Origin of the sequence: Micromonospora sp. NPDC049497, from assembly GCF_044465805.1 — a bacterium.
In the GTDB taxonomy this organism is placed as follows: Bacteria; Actinomycetota; Actinomycetes; order Mycobacteriales; family Micromonosporaceae; genus Micromonospora.
In genome coordinates, this window is the sequence record NZ_JBITMC010000022.1 from 63,817 (window position 1) to 90,732 (window position 26,916).

Sequence of the window (26,916 nt, forward strand, 5' to 3'; positions counted from 1 at the left end):
CCCGGGCGCCGCCGACGGGGACGGCGCCCGGGAGCCGGTCAGCGGCGGTTGTAGCGGCGCATCGTCAGGGTGCCGAAGACGACCAGGAACCCCACGCTCCACAGCAGCATCCACATGGTGCTCGTCGGGTCCGACGTGCCGGCCATCGCCGCGCGGACCGCCGACACCAGCTGGGTGACCGGGTTGGCCTCGACGAACGCCTGGAGCCAGCCGGGCATCGTTCTCGGGTCGACGAAGACGTTGCTGAGGAAGGTCAGCGGGAAGAGCACCATCATGCTGACGCCCATCACGGACTTCTCACTGCGCAGCACCAGCCCGAAGAACGTCCACACCCACGAGAACGCGAACGAGAAGACCACCAGCAGGCCGATCCCGGCCACCACGCCCAGCGGCCCGCCCGCGGGCCGGAACCCCAGCGCCAGCCCGACCGCCAGCATGACGGTGGCGGCGAGGACGTACCGCAGCACGTCGCCGAAGATCATGCCGACCAGGGCGGCGGGCCGCCAGACGGGCAGCGTACGGATCCGGTCGAAGACACCCTTTTCGATGTCGGCGTTCAGCCCGACCCCGGTGTACATGGTGATCATGACGACGCTACTGACCATGATGCCCGGCAGGAAGAACTGCAGGTAGTCACGCGGGCTGTCGGCGAGGGCGCCACCGAACAGGTAGGTGAACATCAGCACCATGATGATCGGGAACGCCGTGACGTCGAACAGCTGCTCCGGCACGTGCTTGATCTTCAGCATGGCCCGCCACCCGAAGGTCAGCGACGCCGACAGCGCGCTGGGCCGGGGCGGCCGGGCACCGGGTGCCAGGACGGTCGACAGCGCCTCCGTCGAGGGCACGTAGACCGAGGGCGCGCGGCCGGTCGTGGTCGTCGTGTCGCTCATCGGGCTGCCTCCAGCTGCGCGTCCCGCCCCGAGTCGTCCGACGTGGCGGGGTGGTCGGTCAGGGCCAGGAACACCTCGTCCAGGCTGGGCTGGCCGAGGGAGAAGTCGTCGACGACGATGCCGGCGCGGGCCAGTTCCCCGAGGGCGCGGGCGGCCTGCTCGCTCGCCTCCAGGTCGGTGCCGTCGCTGCCGACTCGGGCGGTCAGCGCCACCGGGTCCGGTTCGAGCTGCACCGGGACGCCGAGCGCCGCCCTCAGGACCGCTTCGGCCTCGGTGCGCCGGGCCGGGTCGCGCAGTCGCAGGTGGACAGTGCCCGCCCCGACCGACGACTTCAACTCACCCGGGGTGCCCTCCGCGATCACCCGGCCGTGGTCGACGACGGCGATGCGCCCGGCGAGCTGGTCGGCCTCGTCCAGGTACTGCGTGGTCAGCAGCACGGTCGTGCCGTGCGCCACGACCGCCCGGACGATTTCCCACACCTGGTTGCGGCTGCGCGGGTCCAGGCCGGTGGTCGGCTCGTCGAGGAAGAGCAGGTCCGGGGTGTTCAGGATGCTCGCGGCGATGTCGACGCGGCGGCGCATCCCACCCGAGTACTTCTTCACCTGCCGGCCGGCGGCCTCGGTCAGGCCGAACGCCGCGAGGAGTGCGTCGGCCCGCTGCCGGGCGGCGGGCTTGCGCAGCCCGAGCAGCCGGCCGAGGAGCACCAGGTTCTCCGCGCCGGTCAGGTCCTCGTCGACGGAGGCGTACTGGCCGGTCAGGCTGACCCGGCCGCGAACCGCGTCGGCCTCGTCGAGCACGTCGTGCCCGAAGACCCGCGCCCGGCCCCCGTCGGGCCGCAGCAGTGTCGCCAGCACCCGGACGGCGGTGGTCTTGCCGGCCCCGTTCGGCCCGAGCAACCCGTACACGGTGCCGGCGGGGACCCGCAGGTCGATCCCGTCGAGCGCCCGGGTCTTCCCGAACGCCCGGGTCAGGCCCTCCGCCTCGACGGCGAGGCCGGTGGTGCGTCTGCTCATGATCTCCGCCCCTGTTCCGTTGTCCCGCAGGACGTGCGGGGCCGGTCGCCCCACACCCGGTCGGCGCCAGACGCCCCGCCAGATCGGATCTGGCGGACCCCGCGGGCCGGTCGGCGGCCGGAAATCCGCCGCGCGGTGTCGGAGGTGGCTGTTTGAATTCGCGGCGACGGCGACGAAGGGGCGGGGATGGACGACGTGCGGATCGTACCGTGGAGCACGGCCGACCTGGACCTGTTGCGGCAGCTCAACGCGCCGGAGGTCCGGGACCACACCGGCGGGCCGGAGACCGACGAGCAGGTCGTCGCCCGCAACGACCGCTACGCGCGGATGAGCGACACCGGCCCGAGCCGCATGTACGTGGTCGTGCTGCCGGACGGGTCGCGGGTGGGCAGCGTCGGCCACTGGGAACGGGAGTGGCACGGCGCACAGGTGTGGGAGATGGGGTGGGCGGTGCTGCCCGCGTACCAGGGGAGGGGCCTGGCCACCGCCGCGGTGCTGGCGGCGGTGGACGCCGCCCGCGCCCGGCGGACGCACCGGTGGGTGCACGCCTACCCGTCGGTGGACAACGCGGCGTCCAACGCGGTCTGCCGCAAGGCCGGGTTCACGCTGCTCGGCCCGACGGAGTTCGAGTACCCGCCCGGCCGGATCATGCATTCCAACGACTGGCGGCTCGACCTCACCGGGGGCCACTGACAGCCCTCACCAGGTGCCGTCGAGGCGCGCACGTTGCTCCGGGGTGAGGTCGAGGTCGACTGCCGCCAGACTCTCCTCCAGTTGCGCCACCGACGAGGCGCCGACCAGCGGGATCGCCGGCAGTTCGGCGCCGATCAGCCAGGCCAGCACCACCTGGTTGACCGTCGCGCCGGTCTCCGCCGCCACCTCCCGCAGTGCGGCCAGCCGTCGGGGAGCGCTCGGCAGGTCGTATGCGGGATCCAGCGGCTTGTCCGGCCGGGTGTAGGAGCCCTTGAGCAGCGGCGAGTACGCGACCAGCGCCAGGTCCGGCTCGGCCCGCAGGTAGCTGAGCAGGTCGGCGCCCGCCGATCCGGGGTCGCCGTCCGGGTCCAGCGCGCTGGGCAGGTCGGGCCGGCGGTGCAGGTAGCTGTGGTGGTACTGGAGCACCTCGTACCCGGGCAGGCCGGCCGCCGCGGCCAGCGCGCGGGCCCGCTCCACCCGCCAGGCCCGGTGGTTGCTGGCTCCCAGCAGGCCCACCGTGCCCTCCGCGACCAGCTCCCCGAAGGCGCCGACGGTCTCCTCCAGCGGCACCGTGCGATCCTCGATGTGCGCGTAGAGCAGGTCCAGCCGGTCCACGCCCAACCGCTCCCGACTGCGCTCCGCCGACTCGCGGATCACCTTCGCCGACAGCCCCTCGGCGTTGTCGGTGTAGCTGGTGCCGGGGGCGAGCGGACGGGCGCCGAGCTTGGTGGCGACGACGATCTCCGTGCCGACCCCCCGGCTGCGTCGCCACCGGCCGAGCAGTTCCTCGCTCTGCCCGCCCTGGCTCCCGTCGACCCAGAACGCGTAGTTGTCCGACGTGTCGACGAACGTGCCGCCATCCTCGACGTACCGGTCGAGGATGGCGTACGAGGTGGCCTCGTCGGTGGCGCTGCCGAAGAGCATCGCGCCGAGGCTGAGCACGCTGACCTCGCGCCGGGTCGCCGGGTCCGTGCCGATCGTGCGGTACCGCATCAGTTTTCTCCTCTCGTGCGGGCCTCCACCCTGGACCTTGGAGTGCACTCGAGGTCAAGCACGCCACCGCCCCCGGATCGACGGTTCGACCCGGGGGCGGTGCTTCACGCGGTGGTCAGCTCGGAACGTAGTCGAAGGTGTCCGGGTTCGGGCCCTGCCGGCCAGCCTCGCCCCTGCCCAGCCCGGTGATCCGCTCCATCGTCGCGTCGTCCAGCTCGAAGTCGAAGATGCCGAGGTTCTCCTCGATCCGCTCCGGCGTGATCGACTTGGGGAAGACGATGTCACCGCGCTGCACGTGCCAGCGCAGCACCACCTGGGCCACCGTCCGGCCGGTCTGCTCGGCGATCTCGACCAGCGTCGGGTCGTCGAGCACCTTGCCCTGCGCGATCGGCGACCACGCCTCGGTGGCGATGCCGTTGGCCCTCCCGTACTCGCGGACCTCCTCGTTGCCGAAGTACGGGTGCACCTCGATCTGGTTCACCGCCGGCACCGTGTCCGTCTGGACGGCCAGCCGCTCCAGGTGCGCCACCTGGAAGTTGGACACGCCGATGGACCGGGCCCGGCCGTCGTGCCGGAACTCCTCCAGGGTCTTCCAGGTGGACACGAAGTCGCCGTCGTACAGGGTCGGCAGCGGCCAGTGGATGAGGAAGAGGTCGATGTAGTCCATCTTCAACGCCGACAGCGTCGACTCGAACGCCTTGCGGGCGTCGTCGGGGCGGTGGAAGCCGTTGTTCAGCTTGCTCGTGATGTAGACGTCGCGTCGGTCCAGACCGGACTCGCGCACGGCCTGTCCGACCTCCGCCTCGTTGCCGTACATCTGGGCGGTGTCGATGTGCCGGTAGCCGAGGTCCAGGGCGGTGCGCACGGCCCGGACGGTGTCCTTGGGCTCGATCTGGAACACCCCGAAGCCGAGCTGGGGGATGGTGTTGCCGTCGTTCAGGGTGATGTCGGGGATCCTGGTCGTCACTGTGGCTCCTCACCGTCGTCCGGAGCGGCCGGGGCGCGGTAGCGTTCCCACGCCGCCACCCGCCGTTCCATCGCCGAGTGCGTACCCGCCCCGACGGGTCCTCTCACTGTCCCGGCAGGGTGATCCCCGATACGGCTCAGTCGGCCAGGTCGGCCGGCACGAGGTGCCGGACCAGGTCCTCGTCCGGCCGGTAGCCCGTGGCGCTGTGGATCCACTCGGAGGGGATGCCGGGCCGGTAGAAGCGCACGTAGTCGACGTCGGCCTTCAGGTCCGGGCTGGGTGCGGCGGAGGTCCAGCTCGTGTAGGCGTTGATCCCCCACTGGAGGCGGGCCGGCAGGTCGGTGCGGTCGTAGCGGGCACCCACCCGCCACTGCCCGCCGGGCAGCCGGTAGAGGCTGACCACCGCGCCGCCGACCCGGGCCAGGGCCAGGTCGACCCAGCCGGGCGCGCCGCCCAGCAGTCGCAGCCGGGACTGCCCCTTCCGGGTCGTCTTGACCTCCAGTTGCGGTCGGCCCCCGACGCCGGTGCCGGTGGTGATGAAGACCCAGTCGTCGACGTCCGCGCCGGGGACCCGCAGCATCAGGCCCGCCAGCGAGTACGGCTTGCCCGGCACCTCGGCGTTGCGCCCGGCGGCCCGGACCCGGGCCACCATCAGCACGTCGCCCTCGCGTTCCTGGAACAGGTACGGCGCCCGCAGCCGCTCGAACCAGGCGCTCACCTTCGGCTCGACGTGCAGGGCGCCGGTCTCGGTTCGCCCGACGTCGTGCGCCAGCAGGTCGTTGCGACCGCCCTCGACCTCGTGCAACCACCGCCAGCCGGACAGGCCGCCCGCGTCGAACTCGGTGCCGTCCAGCTTCACCGGAGGGCTGGCGGCGACACCGGCCGGTGCGGCGCTGCCGGTAGCCGATGGTCCGCCGGTGCCCGGCTCCGGAACGGTGGTGGTGGTTCCGCAGGCGCTGAGCAGCAGCACCACGGCGGCCGTCCGCACGATCAGTCGTGGCACGGGTGGCTCCCTTCGTCGGTCGACGAGGGAACGCGGTGGCCCGCCGGTCCGGTGGGCGACCGCCGCGAGCCGTGGCCGAACCGTTACGGCGCCGCCAGGTCCGCCAGCGCGCGCACCGACCGCCAGTTCCGGGTGGTCGCCACGACGCCGAGCTTCTTCTCCAGGTACGCGTTGGTGAACCGCGACCGGCCGTAGCCCCCGTCGGGATAGTGCAGGAAGACCTCCCGGCCGCTGACCGTGAACGCGACGTTCTCACCGCCCGGGACGGCGAGGGCGTCCACCGTGGACTTCTTCGGTGCGGTGGCCAGGAACGCCACCAGCAGCCGGGTCGGGTCCTCCTCCCGGTCGGCGTACGGGTTGCCGCCGGCCACCGCCGCCATCTCCCGGCCGCTGCGCACCAGCACCGGCACGGTCAGCCCCAACTCGCCGGCGATCGCCCGCTCGATGCCCCCGGCCAGCGCCTCCGCGTCGCGCACGCTGCTGCCGAAGACCACGTTGCCGCTCTGCAGGTACGTCTTCACGTCGTCGTGGCCCAGGTTCGTGACCAGCCGCCGCAGGTCGGCCATGCCGACCTTGGCGCCACCGACGTTGACCCCCCGCAGCAGGGCGACGTACCTGTCCATCCTTGACCTCCCGGCTCCGACCGCCATCCTCGCGCATCCGGGCGTTCACCGGGAGTCGGCCGTCCGGCGCGCGGCGGGCTCGGGTTCATTGATGTCGGGGTGTCCTGGTCACCCGATAACCCGATATCAATGATGTCGAGTGGATCAAGACCCGCCGCCGGACGGCCCGCCCGCTCCGTCGACGCCCGATCGGCCGCCGGGGCCTCGCCCGGCCAGTGCCGAGCGTCGGTAGCCGTAGAAGGCGTAGACCAGCGCGCCGACGAGGAACCAGACCGCGAACCGCAGCCACGTCTCCGGGGCGAGGAACGTGATCAGCCAGACCGAGAAGACCGCACCGAGGGCCGGCACCACCGGCATCCCGGGCAGCCGGAACGTGCGCGGGGCGTCCGGGCGGCGGTAGCGCAGCACGATCACCGCGATGCAGACCACCACGAAGGCCAGCAGGATGCCGATGTTGGTCAGCTCGGCGGCCTCCCGGATCGGCAGGAAGCCGGCGATCAGCGCCGAGCCGACGCCGACGATCCAGGTCACCCGGCTGGGCACCCGACGCACCGGGTGCAGCTTGGCGAACCAGGCCGGCAGGAGGCCGTCCCGGCTCATCGAGAACCACACCCGGGTCACGCCGAGCATGAAGGTGAACATCACCGTCAGGATGCCGATGATCGCTCCGACGGCGATCACGCTCGCCAGGCCGGACAGCCCCACCGAGGCGAAGGCCGAGGAGAAGCCGCTCTCCGGGTCGATCTCCGTGTAGTTCTGCATGCCGGTCAGCACGAGCGTGGCCAGCACGTACAGGACCATCGAGATGACCAGCGAGTAGATGATCGCCTTCGGCATGTGCCGGCGGGCGTCCTTGGACTCCTCGGCGGCGGTGCTCATCGCGTCGTAGCCGAAGACGGCGAAGAACACGGTCGCCGCTCCGGTGAACGCGCCGCTCAGCCCGTAGGGGAAGAACGGCGAGTAGTTCTCCGTCCGTACGTAGAAGAAGCCGACCACGATGACCAGCAGCACCACGGCGACCTTGAGCCCGACGACGAACGTCTCGAACCGGGCCGCGGACTTGATGCCCTGGTTGAGCAGGAACGCGATGAACAGGCAGAGGATCACCGCGAACAGGTCCACCACGTGCCCGTCGCCGGTGCCCGGCGCACCCAGCATCCAGGCCGGCAGGTCCACGCCGATCTCGCCGACGAGGAAGGCGAAGTAGCCGGAGATGCCGATGGCGACCACCGCGACGATGGCGGTGTACTCCAGCAGCAGGTCCCAGCCGATGAACCAGCCGACCGCCTCACCGAGCACCGCGTCCCCGTAGGTGTAGGCCGAGCCGGCCTTCGGGATCATGCCGGCGAACTCGGCGTACGACAGGGCGGCTGCCGCGCTGGCCAGCCCGGCGACCAGGAACGAGATCAGTACGGCCGGGCCGGCGGTCTCGTTCGCCACCGCACCGGCCAGCGCGAAGATGCCGGCGCCGATGATGCCGCCGACACCGATCGCGGTGAGCTGCCAGAGCCCGAGGGACCGGGACAGACCCTCCTCGGTCGCGTCCCCGATCTCCTCGACCGGCTTGCGGCGGAAGATGCCGCCGCCGTTGCCCGTCGGGCGTCCCGTGGGGATCATCGTCGTCCCTTCTCGTGCGCGGTCGCGAGGTCACTCGGCGACCGGCAGCACCACCTCGTTGCGCCGCAGGAACCACGGCTTCCACGGCAGGTCGAAACGTGCGTACCGGATGGCGCCCGCCGGCCGTAGCCCGGCACCGGTGACCGCGCGGCCCAGGGCGGTGGCCCGCCGGTCGAACGCCGCTGCCGTGCCCCGGCCGGAGAACCGCATGGCCGCCACGAGCTGCTCCGGCACCTCCCGGGTCCGTACCCGGGGGTCGGTCGGCTCGGGCAGGGTCTCCGCGGTGAAGCCGGCCGGCATCACGACACGCATCATCCAGCAGCCCGGCCGGTCGCCCTCCTCCTGCACGACCGGCGCGGTCACCGCGATCGTCTCCGGCGCCGCCTCCTGCAGGAGGGGCGCGGTCATGGCGATGCTCCGCCGGGGTCGGTTGGCTCCCTTCAGGTACGCGGCGAGCGGCCGGAACGCCTCGTTGGCCGCCGTGTCGAACGTCCCCTCGACCCGCATCTCGGCCACCAGGTGCGGGGGATACCGGCGCAGCTCGAAGCCGGGCTGCCGGGAAACCACCCGGTACGGCTGCTGCTCGGTCATGGCGCGCTCCCCGTGCCCAGGGCCGGTTCCTCGCATCCGACGCTACCGCCCGCCGCCCTCCGGCTCAGGAGAAGTGCGGTGTCGGCATCGCCTCTCAAGCGCGATACACTCAACCATGAGTGTTTCATCGCTGAGTGTATGAGGTGGCGGGTGGACGGATTCGTCGGACGCGGACGGGAGCTGGCGCAGCTCGACGCCATGCTGGCGCGCGTCCGCCGGGGCGGCCGGGCCGGTCGGCCCGGACGCGCTCTGCTCATGCGCGGCCGGCGGCGCGTCGGCAAGTCGCGCCTGGTCGAGGAGTTCGTGGAACGGGCGGACGTGCCGCACGTGTTCTTCACCGCCTCCGCGCAGCCGTCCGTGGCGGCCGACCTCGCCCTCTTCGTCGAGGCGGTCGCCGCCTCCACCCTGCCCGGGGCCGCCCTGTTCGCCGCCCAGCAGCCCCGGACGTGGGACGCCGCCCTCACCCTTCTCGCCTCCGCGCTCCCGACGGACCGGCCGAGCGTCGTCGTCCTCGACGAGATGCCCTACCTGATCGCCACCGACCCGGGATTCGAGGGGACCCTGCAGAAGGTCTTCGACCGGGAACTGTCGCGGCGGCCGGTCCTCCTGCTGTGCATCGGGTCCGACCTGGCGATGATGGAGGCGCTGAACGCGTACGGTCGCCCCTTCCACCAGCGGGCCACGGAGATGGTAGTTCCACCGCTCAGCCCGGCCGACGTGGGCGGGATGCTGGACCTGCCGGCGGCCGAGGCGTTCGACGCCCATCTCGTCTCCGGTGGACTCCCGCTGATCCTGGACGAATGGCCGACCGGAGCCTCGTTGCATGACTACCTCGCCGACGCGGTCGCCGACCCGACCTCGGCCCTGATCGTCAGCGGGGAACGGGCGTTGGCCGCCGAGTTCCCCACCGCCTCCCAGGCGGGCCTGGTGCTGCGGGCGATCGGGTCGGGCGAGCGCACCTTCTCGCTGATCGCCCGGGCGGCCGGCGACCTGCCTCAGGCGTCCCTGACCCGAGCCCTGCGGCTCCTGGTGGACAAGCGGGTCGTGGAGGTCACCGTGCCGCTGTCGACGAGGCCGTCGCGGGAGACCCGGTACGCCGTCGCCGACCCGTACCTCCGCTTCTGGCTGTCCTTCCTGGGCCCGTATCTGCCGGAGATCGAGCGGGGGCGGGGCGACCTGACGCTGGCCCGGATCACCTCGTCCTGGACGAGCTGGCGTGGACGGGCGATCGAGCCGCTGGTACGGGAAGCCCTGCGTCGGCTGCCCGGTGGGCTCCTTCCTGCGGGCAGCGACGTGGTCGGTGGCTACTGGACGCGGACCAACGACCCGGAGATCGACCTGGTGGGCGCCGATCGGGGGCCGGTCGCGAAGCGGATCACCTTCGTCGGCTCGATCAAGTGGCTGGAGCAACGCCCCTTCGACGCGCACGATCTCGGACGTCTCCTGATGCACCGTGCCCAGCTGCCCGGGGCCGACGAGTCGGTGCCCCTGGTGGCGGTGTCTCGCAGTGGGGTGACCACCGACGGGGTGCGGGCCTTGGCGCCGGAGGACCTGCTGACCGCGTACCGGGATTGAACCTTCCTCGGGCGGGAGCCGTACCACTGACCGAGGATGCGGTGCGGCGCATCAGTCGCACCGCTACCGGAGCTGCGGGAGGCCTGCCGTGCGAGTTGGTGAGCAGTCGACGGATCCCATCGATCAGATCCTGGGTGAGGTGCCGGTGCCGGTGCCCCTGACCCCCGAGGACGTCCGGCTCGCGGTCCGGGCGGTCGTCGTGCACGGGGCGGAGGAGTGGCCGTCGGGGCCACTGTGCCGCAACGACGGCGCGACGTACCCGTGCCGGCTGCACCGCTGGGGCCGGCGCGTGCTCAGCGAGCACGGGCTCAACGAGCGTCAGATCGACGCCCTGGTGCGGCACGGCAACCCGTTCGTGCACGTGCCCTTCCCGTTCACGGTCAACGGGCCCGCGCCGGCCCGGACACCGGCCGGCTACCCACCGCGTACCGCAGCCGGGCACGCGGTGCGCGCGCAGCCGGCGCCGCGGGTCGTCGCCTCCGGCGCGCGGCCCCCGGTCCGGCCCGCACACCCCGGCCGGCCGGTGGCTCCCCCCGTCACCGCGCCGCGCTGGCCCCGGGCCAGCTGAGCGGAGGTACGCCGCTCGTGGCGCCCGGCGCGGAACGGCGCCGGCCCGGACGTGGAAGGTTCCCCCCACCGGAGTCCGGGCCGGCGCCGCCGTGCTGCCGGTCAGCGCACGCCGCAGTCCGGCGCGGACCAACTGGTCGTGTTGGAGGTGCGGTCCCGGTCGTTCTCCCGCCGGGAGTCCACGTGCACGTGGTCGTCGTGGTCCGGCGCGCCCGGGCCGTAGATGCCGCTGAACCCGCGGTTGCGCGCGTCCCGGGCGACATCGCACAGGGACCGGCTGCGGGAGACCACGTCGGCGGCGTTGCCGTAGAGGTGCTGGCTGTCGGACGCGCCCCCGACCTGGCTGTTGCAGGCCCGGCTGCGGAAGCCGCTGGTCACGTAGAGGGGCCGGTCGCCGAGGCCCTTGCGCATCGCCTCCAGTTTCCACATGGTGCGCAGGGCGTTCTGCCGGGTCTGCGCGGCCGACAGCGGCCCGCCGGTCCAACCGCCCCGCCCGCAGCCGTCGTCCAGCTCGGTCCAGCTGAAGTGCCGGGGCGTGCAGTCGTTGTCCTGGAGCTCGTACAGCTTGGCGTAGGTCTGCGGCCCGGCGACACCGTCGACCCGGATCCCGTACGCGGACTGGAACCGCCGGATCGCGGCGGCGGTCTTCGGGCCGTAGATGCCGTCGTTCTCCACGATGTCGCGGTAGCCGGCCCATCCGGCGACCCGGATCTGGAGCTGTCGGACGTCACTGCCGGAGCGCCCCTGGTAGAGGTTGCGGGTCCACGTGTAGCAGCCGTCGGCATGTGCCGCTGGCGCGGCGACCACGGTGGCGATCGCGGCTCCCGGCAGGGCCAGGGCCAATGCGACAACCGCCCGTTTCAAGGTGTGTACGCGCACAGAAGTCCTCCCGGTTGGAGAGCGAATGGGGTGGCCTTCGGGACATCGACCGGGACGTCCCGCCTTTTCCACCTTGACACCCGGACGTGCGGTTGGCGGCAATTAACGAGAATTGTCCTCACGAACTGCGGTTCCTGAGCCGTGCCTGTGAATTACCCCCATTTGCGAAACACCCATTCATCGCCGAACGGCACCAGAAAAGCGTCAACGACACCGAACGTCGCAGCGGGTCGCACCGAGGGTCATGTTCCCGGGACCGGGACAGCCGGTAACGTCAGCGCCGGCGGACGGGGAGGGGGCGGCGTGGCGCGCGGTGGGGTCTTCTGCGTCGAGGGTCAGTGGCACCGCGACCTGAACGAGCGTGGGTCCGTCCTGCCGACGCTGGAACTCCTCGAACGGCTGGGGAAGATCCGCTTCATCCACAAGGACGCGGCCACCCGCGACGAGTTGTTCTATTTCCTCGACCGCTGGCTGCTCAAGCAGTACGCCGACTACCGGGTGGGCTTCTTCGCCATGCACGGCGAGCCCAGCCGTCTCTGCCTGACCGACTGGGAATCGGTGGAGATCGCCGAGGTCGCCGAGTTGATGGCCGGCCGGTGCGAGGGCCGGCGGCTCTATTTCGGCAGCTGCTCGGTGCTGCGCGCCTCCGACGCCGTGCTCCGGGACTTCCTCGACGCCACCGGAGCGGCGCTGATCTGCGGTTTCACCCGCGAGGTCGACTGGGTCGAGTCGGCCGCGTTCGAGACCGTGCTGCTCGACGTGCTGGCCAACGGGCAGCGGCACAACGCCGCGGAGCTGCGGATGGGCTCGGCGCACTGGGCGCCGCTGGCGTCGTACCTCGGCTTTCGGGTGATCTACGCCAACGGCCGCGCGTGGCGGCCGCCCGCCCGCCCGCGGGTCCCCGCCCAGCCCACCGCCGCGCGGCCCGTCGCCCGCCCGCGCTGACCCCGCGAGGTCCCCGGTCCGTCGTGCCGGCCGCGGCGTCTCCCGCCCGCCTCGCCGACTGACGGGCCCGCGAGCGCTGACGGCCCGCCGGGTCGACTGCGGGCGGGCGGCTCAGTACGCGACGGTGAAGCGCGTGTTCCGGTGCTGCGGGTTCTCGATCTCGTCGACGACCGCCACCGCCAGGTCCTCGTACGTCAGCACCGAGCGGCCCTCGTGGTCGGTGACCGGCTCGTCGCCGCCCACGCGGTACTGCCCGGTCCGCTCGCCGGGATGGAACTCCACCGGCGGCGGGGTGAGGTACGTCCAGCTCACCCCGTCGGAGGAGGAGCGGTAGAAGTTGAGGGCGTCGGCCTGGCCCAGCGCCGCGTCGCGGTACTCGTCGGGGAAGTCCGGCTCGTCGAGGAACCGGGTCCCCTTCCGCGTCAGCAGGGTCGCCCCGCCGCCCACGTGGATGATCCGGGGCGCGGCCGGCATGTCGCGCAGCGCCCCGACCAGGGCCCGCGCGGCGTCGAGCCACAGGCTGCGCCCGCCGCCGCCGATGGCGACCACGAGGGCGTCCGCGTCCGGCGCCACCTCCCGCACCCTCTGCTCACTGGTGGCGTCCCCGGTGACCACGTGGACCCCCGCCGGCAGGTACGAGGTGGCCTCGGGCCGGCGGACCGCCGCGGTCACCCGGTGACCCCGGTCGAACGCCTCGGTGGTGATCCGCGAGCCGGCCGTTCCGCCCGCCCCGAACACGACGATGTTGCTCACGACCCCAGGCTAGGGACCGGGTCCGCCGCGCGCGGTGGGAACCGGCGATCCCGGACCGGTCTACTCGACCAGGGCCGAGTAGACCAGCTGGCGCAGCTGCGACCGGATCGGCCAGGTGCTCGACGGCAGCAACTGGGTGAAGAAGAGCGCGGTGATCTCCTCGGCCGGGTCCACCCAGAACGCGGTGCTCGCCACCCCGCCCCAGTAGTACTCGCCGACGCTGCTCGGCACCCGGCTGGGGATCGGGTCGTCCACCACCGCGAAGCCGAGCCCGAACCCGATGCCCTCCAGGGTGGTCTCGGCGAACCCCCCGGTGGAGAGGGTGTCCAGGTCCTGCCCGCCGGGCAGGTGGTTGCGGGTCATGAAACGCACCGTGCGGGGCCCGAGCAGGCGTGCGCCGTCCAGCTCACCGCCGCGCAGCAGCATCTGTGTGAACCGGTGGTAGTCGGCGGCGGAGGAGACCAGGCCGCCGCCGCCGGAGAGCAGGGCCGGCTTCTCGTACGCCAGGGCGCCGAGCTTGTCGTAGCGCATCGCGCGTCCGGTGCGGGGATCCGGGGCGTAGAGCGCGCCCAGCCGGTCGGCGTCGTCGCCCTGCACCCACCAGTGCGTGTCGGTCATGCCCAGCGGGCGGAGGATCCGGTCGGTGAAGAACGCGTCCAGGCTCTGCCCGGAGACCACCTCGACGAGCCGGCCGAGCACGTCGGTGGCGACCGAGTAGCCCCACGCGGTGCCCGGCTGGAACAGCAGCGGCAGCTCACCGAAGGCCGCGCAGGCGGTGGCCAGGTCGACGTCCGACGGCGGGTAGAGGTCGTAGCCGGCGGCCCGGTACAGGCCGTCGACCACCGAGGTCTGCATGAAGCCGTACGTCAGCCCGGCGGTGTGGGTGAGCAGGTGCCACACCCGGATCGGCTCGAGCGCCGGCACCGTGTACGGCTTCAGCGTCGAACCCTTGGAGTAGACCCGCAGGTCGGCGAACTCCGGCAGCCAGCGGCTGATCGGGTCGGTCAGCTCGAACCGGCCCTCCTCCCAGAGCAGCATCGCGGCGACCGACGTGACCGGCTTGGTCATCGAGTAGATCCGCCAGAGCGTGTCCGCCTCGACCGGCAGGTCCTTCTCCGCGTCGCGCCGCCCGTACGTGCCGGAGTGGGCGACCTCGCCCCGTCGGGTGACCACCACCTGGAAGCCGGGGAGCCGGCCGTCGTCGACGTAGCGGCCGAAGTGCTCGTCGATCCGCGCGAGCCGCGCGGGGTCGAAGCCGATCTGGTCCGGGTCGATGGTGCGTGCCACGCTCACATCCGCGAACCTACCGGCCGGTACGCCGGTACGGGAAGAGCGTGTGTCACAGCCGGGCCCTAGCCTGGACCGATGCCGGAGCTGACCGAGGATGCCACCTTCCGCCACGAGGACTGGTACGCCGAGGAACTGGCCGACCGGCACTTCGTCGACTGCGAGTTCTTCGAGGTGGACCTGACGGAGGCGGTCACCCGGGGCGCGAGCTTCACCGGATGCACCTTCGGCAACGTCCGGTTCAACGCCTCTCGGCACGTCGACTCGGCCTTCACGCGGTGCGTGTTCCGGCGCTGCAACTTCTTCGAGGCGGAGTTCACCGGCTGCAAGCTGGTGGGCAGCACGTTCGACCAGTGCGACATGCGTCCGCTGGCCGTCGACGGCGGCGACTGGTCGTTCGTGGCGTTGCCCGGGGCCGACCTGCGCGGGGTCCGCTTCACCGGGGTCCGGATGCGCGAGGTCGACCTGACCGGGGCCAACCTGACCGGTGCCACGGTCACCGGCGTGGACCTGTCCGCCGCGCAACTGCACCAGGCGAAGCTCGGCGACGCCGACCTGCGCGGCAGCGACCTGACGGCGCTCGACCCGACGGCGGTGGAGCGGGCCGGTGCGCTCATCGACGCCGAGCAGGCGGTGGTGATCGCCCAGGCGCTCGGCTTCCGGCTCGGCTGAGCCCGCACTGTCGTTTGGTAACGAACAGGACACGCCGTCCTGTCCTCGTCTGGCGGGAAAGTCCATTCCGTGCCAACGTGAAACCCCTCACATCGGACGCCAAGGTCGCGGTCGGACAGTCGGCGGGGAGAGTGGAGAGTCGGTGGCGGAGGATGACGTCACGCGTGCGGCCGCCGGCGGGGCGCACCGGCAGCGGCCGGTGGTTGCCCCGGCGGGTCCCCGGTACGGCGCCGACGCGGCGCAGCCGCCGCCGAGTCGCAGTGACCTCCGGCGATCCGCCCGCGCCCGCCAGCGCCGCCGCTGGGCGGTCGAGGGGCTGATCGTGCTCGTCTGCGCGGCGGCCCTCGTCGCGTACGTCACCGCCGAGTCCGAGCCGGCCCCGGACGACGAAGCCGCCCGCGGTGGCGTCCCGGCCGGTGTCGCCCGGCCCAGTGGTCTTCCCGGCGTCGACGGCCGTGACCCGGGCACCGCCCAGGTCTCACCCGGCCTGCGCCCCCGGGAACGCCCGCCGAGCCCCACGCCCGCCTCGCCGTCGCCCTCGCCGTCCCCGGCGGCACCCCCGGTGCTCTCCGTGGCCCGCACCGACGTGCCCGACGAGGTCGACCTGTCCGCGGTCGGTTCCCGGGACTGGGTCCACTGGGGCCTGCGCGGCGGCGACTCCTCGGTCCGCAAGCGCGACGGCTCCGGCGAGATCCGCGACGAGGGCGGCGCCGGTGACCGCGACGACTGGGACGTCAATCAGGAGATGTTCCGGTGGCGTGGCGGCACCCCCGTCGAGTCGTCCGACGGCACACCGGTCGGCGTCCACACCTGTGGCGCCGGCAGCGGATTCGCGCTCGCCGTGGCGGGCGACGGGGAACTGCGCACGGTCCACCTCTACGCCGGGATCTGGATGGCGAAGGGCCGGCTGGACGCCCGGCTCTCCACCGGCGGCCCGACCCGCTCCCTGTGGATGGAGGACCCGCACACCAGCCAGTCCGCCGACTTCACCATCCGGTTCCAGGCCCCGCCCGGTGCCCGGCTGATTCTCCGGTGGACGGCCGAGGAGGTCTTCACCGACGACTGCGGCAGCGTCGGCATCCAGGCGCTCGCGCTGGGTTGACCGACGGCGGTGGGGCGGCGACGGCGGTCGTCGTTCCGGCGGTGGGTGGGCGCGGCCGAGAGTAGCGTGGGGCCGACGTGACAGGTGACGATCCGGGAGGACCCGTGACGGCGAGCGAGCAGGTGGTGGACAGCCCGCAGGGTTGGGTGGCCGACCACATTCGACGGTACGTCGAAACCGACGGCGCCGAGGGACACGAGTGGCGGCCGGGCGTCTTCACGCTCCTGCTGACGACCCGGGGCCGACGCAGCGGCGCCCTGCGGCGCACCGCGCTCATCTACGGCCGCGACGGTGACGCCTACCTGGTGGTCGCCTCCCAGGGCGGCGATCCGAAGCACCCCGCCTGGTACCTCAACCTCGTCGACGAGCCGCAGGTCGAGGTGCAGGTGGGCGCGGAGCGGTTCACCGCGCGGGCGCGTACCGCCACCGCCGAGGAGAAGCCGCGGATGTGGGCCGAGATGACCGGCATCTGGCCGGCGTACGACGACTACCAGGCGAAGACCGATCGGGAGATCCCGGTGGTGGTGCTGGAACGCGCCTGACGACACCGACACGGCCGGCCACGCGGAACCGCGCGGCCGGCCGCCGGCGTCTCAGCAGGCGACGGGCTTCACCCAGGAGCACTCCCGGTCCTCCGGGGCCGGAGGTGCCTCGGCCACCGTCGGGGGCGCGACCCGCGCCGCACTCACGCTCTTCTCGGTGTACGCGGACAGCGCCACCGCGATCTGGTCCTCCAGCCCTCGCACCGACGAGGCGAGGTGGTTGTTGAGCAGGACCGAGAACGCCAGCAGGCGGTGCCGCTACCACACCGGACGAGCGTCCGGTGGCGCCTTGAGGCGGCGTCACCCGATCGGGTCCGCACTGACGGCGGTCTATTTGACGGATGTCCCGGCAGCGGGCAACGTGGGTCGTGACGGGCCCTGTGTGTGCCCCTCCCCGCGGCGGCGGTGCCCGCTCGCCCCTCCCATCGCCTCCGACGTGCAGTCGTCGGCGGGCCGGTCCCGGTCCGCGTCGCGAACCCGAGAATCCACGAGGAGTTCCGCATGCTCACCATGACCGACAACGCCGTGCTGGTCATCCGTGACCTCGCCAACCAGCAGGACGTCGCCACCGAGGGCGGGGTCCGCATCGCCGCCGACACGGAAGCCGGCTCGCTCACCGTTGAGCTGGTCGAGGAGCCGGTGGAGGGCGACCACGTGGTGGACAACCAGGGCGCCCGGATCTTCCTCGACTCCGACGCCGCCGAACTGCTCGGGGACGCCTCGGTGGACGCGACCGTCGACGACGAGGGCGTGGTCCAGTTCGGTTTCACCGAGAAGCAGTAACGTCGGGTCAACCCGCCCGGCGGGCCGTACCGCCCCGGTGCGGCCGGCCGGCGCGGCCCGCTGCCTGATCATCCCGCCACGCTCCCGGGTCGGCGTCCGGGGCGGCACCCCGGAGGGTGCTGAGCACGTGCGCCAGGTGGTGCGACGTGCTCCACGCGACCCAGTTGGCGGGTGAGCCGGCACCGGCCGAGCGCCGGGCCCGCCGGAGGATCTCGTGGTCGCCCCAGGAGTAGGCCGCTCCAGTCGCCGGCCACTCGGGCGCGGACACCAGCGTGCGGCACAGGTCGGCGAACCGGTCGTCACCCCGGCCGCCCCGCCGGGACCAGCGGTACACCCACCAGGCCCCGTCGGCGGTGTAGCAGATCGTGGGTAGCCGGTCGTTCGGCTGGTCGTCGCCGCGCAGGGCCGGACCGACGCCGTAGTCGCCGTAGCCGACGCCCAGACCGGCCAGTTCCCGCCAGAGCAGCCAGTCCCAGCGGTCGAGGCGTACCGGCTCGTCGGTGGGGAGGCGGGACAGGTTCGTGGGCATCCCGCCCGCCGCCACGCTGACCGAGCGCCACGCGTGCCGGCGGGCCCAGTCCAGCAACCGCCGGACCCGGGGGCCGGTGGTACGCACGTCGGCCGGGCAGCACACATCACCGGCGTCGACCAGCAGGTCGCACTGCTCGGGCAGGAGTCGGGTGAGCCGCCAGATCCGCTCCGCGGCGGTCGTGGCGGCGTCCGGCCCCGACCGGTCGACCGCGAGTCGCAGCCGGACCACCGCCCGGTGGGCGTGGGCCCGGGCCGCCGCGCCGTGCGTCACGAGGCGCCGGTCGCTGTCCGTGAAACCGATGACCGGCACCAGCGGTACGTCCCAGCGGACCAGTTCCGTCTCCGGCCCGTCGGGCAGGGCGGTGACCTCGACCGCCGGCACCAGACCGCCGGGCAGGCGTCCGAGGACGTCCAGGGTGTGTGAGTCGAGGACGGACAGGTCGATGACCGGGGCGAGCAACGGCGCGAGCGAGCCGTCGAGGTGGCTGAGAGCCTCCAGCTCGCCGCGCCGGTTGGCGAGAATGGGGCGGTAGACCGGTTCCGCCACCCGGCCCCCGTGGGCGGGCACCATACCTCAGCCTAGCGACGTATCGGTGTCCGTCGTGGGGCCGTTGCCGACAGAGAGAATCCCGGCCCAGGTCAGCGGGGGTGCATGACGCTGCCACTGTCCTTGATCGGACAGTTCGCCGGGTGGTTGTCCGGTCGGTCCGCGACATACGTTCGATCACAAAGGGGTGCTGATCGCCGCTGATCCCCCTGAGCCCCCACAAACGACCTCATCGCCGCCGCGTACGGATGGCCACGAGGGGAAGGATCGCCATGCCCAGCACCAGATCCCGGCGGCGGTCGACGGCCCAACCCGATCCAGGACCCGAGGCCACCGCCCGCGCCGACGCGGAGGTCACCACCTGCCCGTCCACCGGCCTGCCCCCCACCGCCCGGGTCCTGTTCGCGGTGGTCAACGCCGACGGCGCCCTGGTCCGGGGCCTCGGCGCGGCCGTCGCCGACCGGCTCGCCACCGGGATGTACCAGGTCGTCTTCGACCAGGACGTGACGGCGGCCGGATACGTCGGCACGCTCGGCCTGCCCGGCAGCGCCGGTGTCGCGCCGTGCGGCGAGGTCACCGTCGCCGGACGCACCGGCATCCCCAACGCGGTCTTCGTCTGCACGTACGCCGTCGACGGGACACCCACCGACCGGCCGTTCCACCTGGCGGTGCTGACCTGAGCACCGCGGCGCCGGCCCGGACACGAGCGCACGGCGCCGCCCGACCGGTGGGTCGGAACGTCGCCGCGCTCTGGCCGTCTCCCACCACCGCAGCCGTACGGCGGTACGCCAGCGGGGACCTGGCTCGACCGGGCATTGCCCCGTCGCACTACTCGATCCCCCTTCCCGGGGGCTGCAAACCCTGTCGCGGTGGGGAATTCCACCATTCGCTACTCCCGGCGTGGCGGACGGTGGCAGCGGGTAAGGGAATGGCATGGAGCATTACACGATCGCGACCGTCGCCGAGAAGAGCCCGGACTTCCGTCGTGTGCTGTGGACGGGCCAGAACACCCAGCTGGTGATCATGACCATCCCGCCGGGGGGCGAGATCGGCGAGGAGGTCCACGAGGACATCGACCAGATCCTCACCTTCGTCAGCGGCACCGGCGAGGCCCGGGTCGCGGGGGAGAAGCGTGAGGTCGTGCAGGGTGACCTGGTGGTGGTGCCCGCCGGGACGAAGCACAACTTCGTCAACACCGGCCCGAACCCCCTGGTCCTCTACACCGTCTACGGCCCGCCCGAGCACGCCGACCAGGTGGTGCACCGCACCAAGGAGGAGGCGGAGGCGGCCGAGGCAGCCGGCAAGGACGAGCCACCCACCTCCTGACGGGCACGCTGCGGGCGCCGGCCGAAGGCTGGGCGGTCTCCGGGTCGCCCGGCCTGAGCCGGCCGGATCCGGGTATCCGCCACGCGTGGACCAGCCGGCGATCTCCGACTACGGATTTCTCTCCGACTGCCGCTCGGGAGCGCTGGTCGGCCGGGACGGTTCGATCGACTGGTGGTGCCCGGACCGCTTCGACGCGCCATCGGTGTTCGCGCGCCTCCTCGACCCCGACGCCGGCCACTGGCGGCTGGCACCGGTCGGGGCGGGCGTTCCCGGGCACCGGGTCGAGCGGTCGTACCTGCCGGACACGCTGGTGCTGCGCACCGTGCACCACACCCCGGAGGGCAGCGTCGCGGTGACCGACGCTCTCGCCGCCGAGATCGGCGCACGGGGGCACGAACTCGGGATGAACTCCCCGGCGGTGCTGCTGCGCCGCGTCGAGGGGCTGACCGGGCGGGTCCGGATGGCGCTGGACGTCGCGCCCCGGCCCGACCACGGCCTGCTCAGGCCGTACCTGCACCACCAGCCGGACGGCGCGGTGCTGTTCGCCGCCGGCGCGGTGCTGCTGGAGCTGCGGGCCGAGGGTGTGCCGTTGCGCGCCGGCCGGGACCGGGTGGAGGCGGAGTTCGAGGTCGCCGCCGGGGACGACGTCAGCTTCGCCGTCGCGTACGGGCGGACCTACGGCGACCGGCCGGTACGGCTGGACCCGGCCACCGGGCTCGCCGAGACCGTGCAGGCGTGGCAGGCGTACCGGGAGACCCACCGGTACGACGGGCGCTACGCCGACGTGGTCCGGCGCAGCGCGGTGGTGCTGACCGGACTCACGTACACCCGCAGCGGCGCGGTGGCCGCGGCGCCGACCACCTCGCTGCCCGAGCGGACCGGCGGGGACCGCAACTACGACTACCGCTACTCCTGGCTGCGCGACTTCTCGATGACCCTGCGAGCCTTCTGGGTGGCCGCCTGCCCCTCGGAGGCGTCCCGCCTGTTCTCCTGGGCGGCGCGGTCCATCGGACGGGTCGGTGACGATCCGGTCCCGGTGCTGTTCGGCCTGGAGGGGGAGCGGGACGTCTCCGAGCACGAGAGCCCGCACCTGCGCGGGTATGCCGGCAGCCGCCCCGTCCGCGTCGGCAACGACGCCTGGCGGCAACGGCAGCTGGACGTGCCGGGCGAGGTCGTCTCGGCGGTCTGGCGGCTGCACGACTACCTGGGCGACACGCTCGACGAGGAGCTGCGCGAGATGGTGGTCGGTCTCGCCGAGCAGGTCGCCGGCACGTGGCACCTGCCGGACCGGGGGATGTGGGAGACCCGGGACGCCGAGCGGCACTACCTGTCGTCGAAGGTGCTCTGCTGGGTGGCGCTGGACCGCGCGGTACGCCTCGCGCCCCAGCTCGGCGGGCGGGGCGATCCGCGACGCTGGGCGGCGATCCGCGACGAGATCCGGGCCGCCGTGCTGCGCGAGGGCTGGAACGACCAGGTCGGCGCCTTCACCGGGGCGTTCGGGTCACCCGAGCTGGACGCCTCGGCGCTCTTCCTGCCGATCGTGCGGTTCCTGCCCGCGTCGGACCCCCGGATGCGGGCCACCATCGCGGTCGTCGAGCGGGAACTGGGCACCGAGGGTGGGCTGGTCCGCCGCTGGAACACCGACCCGGCGGGCTTTCTGCTCTGCTCCTTCTGGCTGGTGGAGTGCCTGGTGATGGCGGGCGAACGGGAGCGGGCCGAGGCGCTCTTCGAGCGGTTGGCCGGGTACGCCAACGACGTCGGCCTGTTCAGCGAGCAGATCGACCTGCGCACCGGCGCCCAGCTCGGCAACACGCCCCAGGCGCTGTCCCACATCGGTCTGATCAACGCCGCGTGGCGCCTCACCGACCCGACCACGGAGTGACCGGTCAGGCCGACAGCACCGGTACGCCGGTCACGTCGATTGTCTCCGGGTACTTGACGCCGGCACCGGTGTTGAGCACCACCACCCGCTCGCCGGCCCGGATCCAGCCGCCGGCCCGCAGGTGGCGGGCGGCGGTCAGGCAGGCCGCACCCTCCGGGCAGAGGAGCAGCCCCTCCCGGGCGGCGAAGCCCCGCAGGTCGGCCAGGATCTCCGCGTCGTCCACGGCCAGCGCGGTGCCGGCGGTGGCCCGCAGCGCGGCCAGGATCAGCTCGTCGCCGAGCGGGGCCGGCACGGTGATGCCGAACGCCACGGTGTGCGCGTCCGCCCAGGGCTCGGCGCGGGGCTCCCCGGCGGCGAAGGCGCGGACGATCGGCGCGCACCCGGTGGACTGCACCGCCACCAGCCGGGGCAGCCGGTCGGAGATCCAGCCCAGTTCCTGCAGCTCCTGGAGTGCCTTGTGGATGCCGATCAGGCCCACCCCGCCGCCCGTCGGGTAGATGATCACGTCGGGTACCTGCCAGCCGAGCTGTTCGACGATCTCGTACCCCATCGTCTTCTTGCCCTCCAGCCGGTAGGGCTCGCGCAGCGTGCCGGCGTCGAAGATCTTCCCGCCGGACTCGGCGACCAGCTGCTGCACATGGCGGCCCGCGTCGCTGATCAGCCCGTCGACCAGGCGCAGGTCCGCGCCCGCGGCCACGCACTCGCGCCGGCAGATCGTCGGCGCGTCGAGCGGCATGACCACGGTCGCGCCCATCCCGGCCCGCGCCGCGTACGTGGCCCACGCCGCACCCGCGTTGCCGTTGGTGGGCATGGCGATCCGCTCGACGCCCAGCTCTCGGGCCCGGCTGACGCCGACGGCCGCGCCGCGGGCCTTGAACGACCCGGTCGGGGTGAGCCCCTCGTCCTTGACGATCAGGTCCGGGATGCCGATCTCCGCCCCGTACGCGGGCGCGCGCAGCATCGGGGTCCAGCCCTCGCCCAGCGTGGCCACCAGCCCGGGATCGGCCACCGGCAGCAGTTCCCGGTAGCGCCACAGGTCGGCCGGGCGCAGCGGGAACCGCTCCGGGGTGACCACGCCCGCCACGGCGTCCAGGTCGTACCGGGCCAGCAGCGGGGAACCGCACGTGCAGAGGTTCTGCGGTCGTCCGGCATCGTGCTTCCGGGCGCAGCGCGGGCATTCCAGGTGGGTCAGGTACACGATGCTCCTCGCCGTCCCTCGGGTCGCGTCCGTCAGCTCCCGTCGACGCTCAGCCAGCGCCGGCTGCGCCGGCCCGGCTCGTAGACCGAGTCCAGCCGCTTCGCCACGACGCCGGGCAGCCCCTGTTCCCGTGCGGTGCGCAGGGCCTCGGCGCCGGTGCCGGGGAACCACGGCGGAGTCTGCCAGTGCGGTCCGGCCAGCGCCAGACCGTCGAGCAGCTCCCGGCGTTGCGCGTACGGCAGGTCGACGCTGGTCACTCCTTCCAGCCAGAGCAGGTCGACGAGCAGGAACTGGGCGTCGGCGGTGGCCCGTCCGCCCCGTGCGGGCCGCACCCGCCCGGATCGGTCGATGCGGACCAGGACGCCGTCGAGCACCGCCTCCGTCGGGGCCATCGCCTCGGCCATGTCGCGCAGCCACGGGTACGTCCCGGTGATCTCCTCGCCGGTCTCCGACAGCAGCCGCAGCCGACCGCCCGAGACGTACGCGACCGCGCGGACGCCGTCCCAGCGCAGCTCGTACCCCCACTGGTCCTGGTCCTTCGGAAGCCTCGCGGCGGGCGTGGGGTGCATCGGGCGGACCTGCTCCGGCATGGCGGTCCAGCCCTCCGGCGGCGGGTCGGTGCGCCGGACCATCCAGTCCCGGCCGTCCCGGCCGCCGGTGGCGAAGAGGACGTACCGCCCGGACGTCCGTTCCCCGTCCAGGACGACGATCACCTCGTCGTCGCGCCACTTCTCACACCGGTAGGTGCCCCGGTCGTGGATGACCATGGCGCCCCCGCCGTACTCCCCGGCGGGGATCTCCCCGTGGAAGTCGAGGTACTCCATCGGGTGGTCCTCGGTGTGGACGGCGAGGTGGTTGCGGGTGCTGTCGCGGGGCAGGCCGCGCGGCACCGCCCAGGAGGCCAGCACGCCGTCGTGCTCCAGCCGGAGGTCCCAGTGCAGGCTCCGGGCGTGGTGCTGCTGGATGACGAAGCGACCGCCGTCGGCGCCGCCGGCCTCCGGGGTGCGTTCCGGCACCGGTTCGGGCGTACGCGCGGCGTCCCGTTTACGCCGGTACTCCTCCAGGCGGTCGGCCATCCTCGCATTCTCCGGTGTGTCGACGGGGATCACGGGTAGAACCTCCGCCATGGACCACGGAGACCAGCCCACCGTCGCGCTGCCCGGCGAGGTGCGGATGCCCCTGCTCGGCTTCGGCACCTGGCAGGTCACCGGCCAGGCTGGCTACGACGCCGTGCTGGCCGCCCTCGACGCCGGTTACCGGCACGTCGACACCGCCACGATGTACGGCAACGAGGAGGAGGTGGGCCGCGCCGTCGCCGAGAGCGGGCTGCGCCGGGAAGACCTCTTCGTCACGACGAAGCTGCCCCCGGACCGGGTCGGCCGTGAGCGGGAGACGATCGAGGCGAGCCTGCGGGCGCTCGGTGTCGACCAGGTCGACCTGTGGCTTGTGCACTGGCCGCCGTCGAACCGGGCGGACAGCATCCCGGTCTGGCGGGAGATGCTCGCCGCCCGGGACGAGGGCCTGACGCGGGCGGTGGGGGTGAGCAACTACGGCACCGCCCAGATCGACGAGCTGATCCAGGCCACCGAGGAGAATCCGGCGGTCAACCAGATCCGCTGGAGCCCCTCGCTGTACGACCGGAAGCGGCACCGGGAGCACCGGGACCGGGGCGTCGTGCTGGAGGGTTACAGCCCGTTCAAGACCAGCGACCTCGCACACCCGGTGCTGGCCCGGATCGCCGCCGCGCACGGCGTGTCGCCGGCCCAGGTGGTGCTGCGCTGGCACGTCGACCACGAGATCGTCGTGATCCCGAAGAGCGTGACGCCGGAGCGGATCCGGGTGAACGCCGACATCTTCCAGTTCTCGCTCACCGCCGAGGAGATGCGCGACATCGACGCCCTCGGCAGCGGATGACGCCTCAGGCGAGGCTTGCGTCGGGCCGGTCGTGCACCCAGGGGAGCAGCGGGTACCGCCGTCCCTTGTCCTCGACCACCATCGGCTCCGCGTCGCCCGGCCGGTAGCCGGCCGCGCGGGCGACCCCGGCGCTGCCGGCGTTGTCCGCCTCGATCCAGAGGTGCAGGCGCGGCCGGTCGAGCACCTCGTGGGCGTACGTGGTGAGCAGCCGCACGGCCCGGGCGGCGAGCCCCCGACCCCGGTACGCGGGGCCCACGGCGTAGCCGACGGAGTCGTCGCGGAAGCTGAGCATGACCTCGCCGCGGGGCAGGTCGTCCTCGGCGGCGGTGATCGTCAGGCAGAGTCGGTCGCCGGCCTCCTGCGCACGGCGGAGCGTCTCCAGGTGGGTCCGTGCGGCCCGCGCGTCGAACGGCGTGGTGACGGGGGTCCGGAACGCGATCTCCGGATCGTCGAAGAGGCGGACCATCTGGGGCAGGTCGTCCTCGGTCCACGGGCGCAGCACGACGAGGTCGTCCGTCAGTCGCACGTTCTGAGCCTTCATCCGCCCGCGCCTCCCCGTCCGCTCCGCCCGGCCGGTTGGAGCAACCGAGTGTCCGGGACCGCACCGCGACGGCGCAACCCGCCCTGTCCACGTGCCGTGCGCGCGAGAGCGTGGCGGTGGAAACCTTCAACAGCTCAAATCAAGCCGAAGACTATCGACATAGACGAACGTGAGGATGTAGCGTCACGGCCATCTATCGATCCTCGTCTTTGCTGGAGGACCGCCATGGCCCCTGCCCGCCCCGCCCGTCTGCGCCGTCGAAGTCTGCTCGGCGTACCGGCCCTGGTGGCCGCCGCCCTCACCGTCGTCGCCCGGCCCACCCCGGCGACCGCCGCACCGAAGGCCGAATGTCTCGCCGACCTGCTCGGGGGGTCCTGATGGCCACCATTCCCTGGTTGGTCGACGTGCTGCGGGGGGCGGGCGTCCAGGTCGTCGTCGAGGGCGACTGGCTCAACCGGATGCGCCCCGGCGACTTCAACCCGATCGGCGTCCTCTGGCATCACACGGCCGCCACCTCCAGCGCCACCAACCCGCACCCGGCGCTGAACATCTGCATCAACGGGCGGTCGGACCTGCCCGGCCCGCTCTGCCAGGCCCTGGTCGACTACCACGGCGTCTTCCACGTCATCTCCGCCGGCCGGTGCAACCACGCCGGCGTCAGCGGCGGCAGCGGGCCCATCCCGGCCGGCGACGGCAACACCCTGATGATCGGCTGGGAGATCGACTACAACGGGGTCAGCCAGGAGATGACGGCGGCGCAGTACAACGCGTCCGTCGCCGCCACCGCCGCCGTGCTCACCCGGCTGGGCCGGGACGCCAGTCACGCCCGGGGCCACCGGGAGACCAGCACGACCGGGAAGATCGACCCGTCCTTCATCGACCTGAACGTCATGCGTGCCGACGTGGCCGCCAGGATGGCCGGTGGCGGTACGGCGTGGACCTCGGTGGTGGACAACACGACCGCCGGCCGGTTCACCGCCAGCGCCAACTGGGGTGTCTCGTCGTACTCCGGCCAGCGCTACGGCGGCGACTACCGGTACGCCAATCCGGTCGCCGCCAGCGACGCCGCCTGGTACCGGTTCAACGTCCCGGCGACCGCGAGCTACCGCGTCGAGGCGTGGTGGCCGGCGAACGCCGGCTACAACGGCTCCACGCCCTACATCGTGGCGACGACGACCGGCAACCGGACCGTGTACGTCGACCAGCGGGCGAACGGCGGGCAGTGGCGCAACCTCGGCACGTTTACCCTCCCGGCGGGTGACGCCAACCGGGTGGGCGTCAGCCGGTGGAGCTCCGCCGCCGGCCTGGTCGTCGCCGACGCCGTACGACTGACGCGGGTGTGACGGGGTGGGGGGGGGGGGGCCACCCCCCCCCCCCCCCCCCCGCACCCCACGTCCCAGCGCCCGCCACCCCCCTTGGGGTGGGGCAGCTACGCCGGGCGTGAACCCCCCCCCGCGGGCCCGCGGAGCCCCCAAAGTG

At 72.8% G+C, this 26,916-nt stretch carries 30 protein-coding genes; 14 read left to right on the plus strand and 16 right to left on the minus strand.

Annotated elements, in window-relative coordinates; genetic code table 11:
* Positions 1-38: 38 nt before the first annotated feature.
* Together ACIBR0_RS24785 and ACIBR0_RS24790 are read right to left on the minus strand one after the other, a co-directional pair.
* Positions 39-893, minus strand: coding sequence for an ABC transporter permease (locus ACIBR0_RS24785; RefSeq protein ID WP_396719495.1), 855 nt, complete (start codon positions 891-893; stop codon positions 39-41).
* Positions 890-1,906, minus strand: a complete 1,017-nt coding sequence (locus ACIBR0_RS24790) for an ATP-binding cassette domain-containing protein (protein WP_396719497.1) — start codon at positions 1,904-1,906, stop codon at positions 890-892. The genes ACIBR0_RS24785 and ACIBR0_RS24790 overlap by 4 nt, the downstream gene beginning before the upstream one ends.
* A 186-nt stretch (positions 1,907-2,092) precedes the next feature.
* On the opposite strand from ACIBR0_RS24790, the gene ACIBR0_RS24795 reads away from it, so the two are divergent.
* The gene (locus tag ACIBR0_RS24795; protein WP_396719499.1) at positions 2,093-2,599 is read left to right on the plus strand and encodes a GNAT family N-acetyltransferase; all 507 of its coding nucleotides are present in this window, start codon (positions 2,093-2,095) and stop codon (positions 2,597-2,599) included.
* 6 nt (positions 2,600-2,605) lie between these two features.
* On the opposite strand, the gene ACIBR0_RS24800 is transcribed toward ACIBR0_RS24795, so the two are convergent.
* From ACIBR0_RS24800 to ACIBR0_RS24825, 6 genes are all read right to left on the minus strand, one after another.
* A complete protein-coding gene (locus ACIBR0_RS24800; RefSeq protein ID WP_396719501.1) occupies positions 2,606-3,592 on the minus strand; it encodes an aldo/keto reductase in 987 nt (328 codons plus the stop codon).
* A gap of 115 nt (positions 3,593-3,707) precedes the next feature.
* Positions 3,708-4,559: an aldo/keto reductase gene (locus tag ACIBR0_RS24805; protein ID WP_396719503.1), complete on the minus strand. Its 852-nt coding sequence runs from the start codon at positions 4,557-4,559 to the stop codon at positions 3,708-3,710.
* Positions 4,560-4,695: 136 nt separating this feature from the next.
* Positions 4,696-5,562 (minus strand): hypothetical protein, encoded by an 867-nt coding sequence (locus ACIBR0_RS24810; RefSeq protein ID WP_396719505.1) that lies wholly within the window; start codon positions 5,560-5,562, stop codon positions 4,696-4,698.
* Between the two features lie 83 nt (positions 5,563-5,645).
* Positions 5,646-6,185 carry a DUF1697 domain-containing protein gene (locus ACIBR0_RS24815; protein ID WP_396719507.1) on the minus strand — a complete coding sequence of 180 codons (540 nt, stop codon included), beginning with the start codon at positions 6,183-6,185 and terminating at the stop codon, positions 5,646-5,648.
* A gap of 144 nt (positions 6,186-6,329) precedes the next feature.
* Positions 6,330-7,802 carry an amino acid permease gene (locus ACIBR0_RS24820; protein WP_396719509.1) on the minus strand — a complete coding sequence of 491 codons (1,473 nt, stop codon included), beginning with the start codon at positions 7,800-7,802 and terminating at the stop codon, positions 6,330-6,332.
* Positions 7,803-7,832: 30 nt separating this feature from the next.
* Positions 7,833-8,393 (minus strand): SOUL family heme-binding protein, encoded by a 561-nt coding sequence (locus ACIBR0_RS24825; protein ID WP_396719511.1) that lies wholly within the window; start codon positions 8,391-8,393, stop codon positions 7,833-7,835.
* A 150-nt stretch (positions 8,394-8,543) separates the two neighbouring features.
* Here ACIBR0_RS24825 and ACIBR0_RS24830 point away from each other — a divergent pair, with 150 nt between their 5' ends.
* Positions 8,544-9,968, plus strand: coding sequence for an ATP-binding protein (locus ACIBR0_RS24830; protein WP_396719513.1), 1,425 nt, complete (start codon positions 8,544-8,546; stop codon positions 9,966-9,968).
* 88 nt (positions 9,969-10,056) lie between these two features.
* Positions 10,057-10,536, plus strand: coding sequence for a hypothetical protein (locus ACIBR0_RS24835; RefSeq protein ID WP_396719515.1), 480 nt, complete (start codon positions 10,057-10,059; stop codon positions 10,534-10,536).
* Positions 10,537-10,637: 101 nt separating this feature from the next.
* Here the strand turns inward: ACIBR0_RS24835 and ACIBR0_RS24840 are convergent, their stop codons facing one another.
* Entirely contained in the window at positions 10,638-11,414 is a 777-nt protein-coding gene (locus ACIBR0_RS24840) for a D-Ala-D-Ala carboxypeptidase family metallohydrolase (RefSeq protein ID WP_396719517.1), read from the minus strand.
* Between the two features lie 303 nt (positions 11,415-11,717).
* Here ACIBR0_RS24840 and ACIBR0_RS24845 point away from each other — a divergent pair, with 303 nt between their 5' ends.
* Complete coding sequence (locus ACIBR0_RS24845; RefSeq protein WP_357030735.1) at positions 11,718-12,359, plus strand: DUF6642 family protein; 642 nt, start codon at positions 11,718-11,720, stop codon at positions 12,357-12,359.
* A 111-nt stretch (positions 12,360-12,470) separates the two neighbouring features.
* Here the strand turns inward: ACIBR0_RS24845 and ACIBR0_RS24850 are convergent, their stop codons facing one another.
* Together ACIBR0_RS24850 and ACIBR0_RS24855 are read right to left on the minus strand one after the other, a co-directional pair.
* Positions 12,471-13,112, minus strand: coding sequence for an NAD(P)-dependent oxidoreductase (locus ACIBR0_RS24850; RefSeq protein WP_396719519.1), 642 nt, complete (start codon positions 13,110-13,112; stop codon positions 12,471-12,473).
* A gap of 60 nt (positions 13,113-13,172) precedes the next feature.
* Complete coding sequence (locus tag ACIBR0_RS24855; protein WP_396719521.1) at positions 13,173-14,405, minus strand: serine hydrolase domain-containing protein; 1,233 nt, start codon at positions 14,403-14,405, stop codon at positions 13,173-13,175.
* Between the two features lie 72 nt (positions 14,406-14,477).
* Here ACIBR0_RS24855 and ACIBR0_RS24860 point away from each other — a divergent pair, with 72 nt between their 5' ends.
* The 3 genes from ACIBR0_RS24860 (at position 14,478) to ACIBR0_RS24870 (ending at position 16,715) form a co-directional block, all read left to right on the plus strand.
* Positions 14,478-15,071, plus strand: coding sequence for a pentapeptide repeat-containing protein (locus ACIBR0_RS24860; RefSeq protein ID WP_396719523.1), 594 nt, complete (start codon positions 14,478-14,480; stop codon positions 15,069-15,071).
* 142 nt (positions 15,072-15,213) lie between these two features.
* On the plus strand, positions 15,214-16,173 hold the full coding sequence (locus tag ACIBR0_RS24865; protein ID WP_396719525.1) for a hypothetical protein: 960 nt from the start codon (positions 15,214-15,216) through the stop codon (positions 16,171-16,173).
* A 104-nt stretch (positions 16,174-16,277) separates the two neighbouring features.
* Positions 16,278-16,715 carry a nitroreductase family deazaflavin-dependent oxidoreductase gene (locus tag ACIBR0_RS24870; RefSeq protein ID WP_357030716.1) on the plus strand — a complete coding sequence of 146 codons (438 nt, stop codon included), beginning with the start codon at positions 16,278-16,280 and terminating at the stop codon, positions 16,713-16,715.
* A gap of 51 nt (positions 16,716-16,766) precedes the next feature.
* On the opposite strand, the gene ACIBR0_RS24875 is transcribed toward ACIBR0_RS24870, so the two are convergent.
* The gene (locus ACIBR0_RS24875; RefSeq protein ID WP_396719527.1) at positions 16,767-16,919 is read right to left on the minus strand and encodes a hypothetical protein; all 153 of its coding nucleotides are present in this window, start codon (positions 16,917-16,919) and stop codon (positions 16,767-16,769) included.
* 297 nt (positions 16,920-17,216) lie between these two features.
* Between ACIBR0_RS24875 and ACIBR0_RS24880 the strand changes: the two genes are divergently transcribed.
* Entirely contained in the window at positions 17,217-17,498 is a 282-nt protein-coding gene (locus ACIBR0_RS24880) for an adhesin (protein ID WP_396719529.1), read from the plus strand.
* Positions 17,499-17,505: 7 nt separating this feature from the next.
* Here ACIBR0_RS24880 and ACIBR0_RS24885 read toward each other — a convergent pair whose 3' ends face one another.
* Positions 17,506-18,600: a hypothetical protein gene (locus tag ACIBR0_RS24885; protein ID WP_396719531.1), complete on the minus strand. Its 1,095-nt coding sequence runs from the start codon at positions 18,598-18,600 to the stop codon at positions 17,506-17,508.
* A 248-nt stretch (positions 18,601-18,848) separates the two neighbouring features.
* Between ACIBR0_RS24885 and ACIBR0_RS24890 the strand changes: the two genes are divergently transcribed.
* From ACIBR0_RS24890 to ACIBR0_RS24900, 3 genes are all read left to right on the plus strand, one after another.
* Entirely contained in the window at positions 18,849-19,256 is a 408-nt protein-coding gene (locus ACIBR0_RS24890) for a hypothetical protein (protein WP_357030703.1), read from the plus strand.
* A gap of 253 nt (positions 19,257-19,509) precedes the next feature.
* Positions 19,510-19,902, plus strand: a complete 393-nt coding sequence (locus tag ACIBR0_RS24895; protein ID WP_396719533.1) for a cupin domain-containing protein — start codon at positions 19,510-19,512, stop codon at positions 19,900-19,902.
* A gap of 85 nt (positions 19,903-19,987) precedes the next feature.
* A complete protein-coding gene (locus ACIBR0_RS24900; protein ID WP_396719535.1) occupies positions 19,988-21,784 on the plus strand; it encodes a glycoside hydrolase family 15 protein in 1,797 nt (598 codons plus the stop codon).
* A gap of 4 nt (positions 21,785-21,788) precedes the next feature.
* Here the strand turns inward: ACIBR0_RS24900 and ACIBR0_RS24905 are convergent, their stop codons facing one another.
* Together ACIBR0_RS24905 and ACIBR0_RS24910 are read right to left on the minus strand one after the other, a co-directional pair.
* Positions 21,789-22,982 (minus strand): threonine synthase, encoded by a 1,194-nt coding sequence (locus ACIBR0_RS24905; protein WP_396719537.1) that lies wholly within the window; start codon positions 22,980-22,982, stop codon positions 21,789-21,791.
* Between the two features lie 32 nt (positions 22,983-23,014).
* Positions 23,015-24,058: a DNA polymerase ligase N-terminal domain-containing protein gene (locus ACIBR0_RS24910; protein WP_357030691.1), complete on the minus strand. Its 1,044-nt coding sequence runs from the start codon at positions 24,056-24,058 to the stop codon at positions 23,015-23,017.
* Positions 24,059-24,107: 49 nt separating this feature from the next.
* Here ACIBR0_RS24910 and ACIBR0_RS24915 point away from each other — a divergent pair, with 49 nt between their 5' ends.
* The gene (locus ACIBR0_RS24915) at positions 24,108-24,896 is read left to right on the plus strand and encodes an aldo/keto reductase (RefSeq protein WP_396719540.1); all 789 of its coding nucleotides are present in this window, start codon (positions 24,108-24,110) and stop codon (positions 24,894-24,896) included.
* Positions 24,897-24,900: 4 nt separating this feature from the next.
* Here ACIBR0_RS24915 and ACIBR0_RS24920 read toward each other — a convergent pair whose 3' ends face one another.
* Positions 24,901-25,422, minus strand: coding sequence for a GNAT family N-acetyltransferase (locus ACIBR0_RS24920; protein ID WP_396719542.1), 522 nt, complete (start codon positions 25,420-25,422; stop codon positions 24,901-24,903).
* A 240-nt stretch (positions 25,423-25,662) separates the two neighbouring features.
* On the opposite strand from ACIBR0_RS24920, the gene ACIBR0_RS24925 reads away from it, so the two are divergent.
* Positions 25,663-25,815, plus strand: coding sequence for a hypothetical protein (locus tag ACIBR0_RS24925; RefSeq protein WP_357030681.1), 153 nt, complete (start codon positions 25,663-25,665; stop codon positions 25,813-25,815).
* A complete protein-coding gene (locus tag ACIBR0_RS24930; protein WP_396719544.1) occupies positions 25,815-26,780 on the plus strand; it encodes an N-acetylmuramoyl-L-alanine amidase in 966 nt (321 codons plus the stop codon). The genes ACIBR0_RS24925 and ACIBR0_RS24930 overlap by 1 nt, the downstream gene beginning before the upstream one ends.
* Positions 26,781-26,916 lie beyond the last annotated feature (136 nt).